The organism is Pedococcus sp. P1_H8, from assembly GCF_056405175.1.
In genome coordinates, this window is record NZ_JBFUCP010000361.1 from 1 (window position 1) to 394 (window position 394).

General features: G+C 69.5%; 1 protein-coding gene. It reads left to right on the plus strand.

Annotation, left to right across the window (positions count from 1 at the left end; genetic code table 11):
• Window positions 1–394: cholesterol oxidase substrate-binding domain-containing protein (locus tag AC1DYG_RS20375; protein WP_477641654.1), on the plus strand; the 394-nt coding region annotated here is incomplete at both ends.

The window sequence follows — 394 nt, forward strand, 5'->3', positions numbered from 1 at the left end:
TGCCACCACCGTGCGGATGAACGCCGGCGGCGGCGTGGTGATCACCCGCCGGGCGAACATCGCCCGGGTGATCAACGAGTTCACCAGCTGGCACCACGAGCGGCAGCGCCAGCTCCAGTCCGAGGGCAGGTACCCGGTCAACGGTCCGTTCGAGGTGCGCCTGTGCGGTCTCGACGACCAGGCCGATGTCATGGTGGAAAGTGCTGGCCCGCCGACCATCTCGGCCCTCCGTCCGAGGCCGGACCATCCGGAGTGGGACACCGCGATCTGGATGAACGTGGTCGGGGTCCCGGGCACGCCCGGTCAGGCCGCGTACTTCCGCGAGATGGAGCAGTTCATGCGGGCGAACTACCGCGGCGACTACGCCACCTTCCGGCCGGAGTGGGCCAAGGGG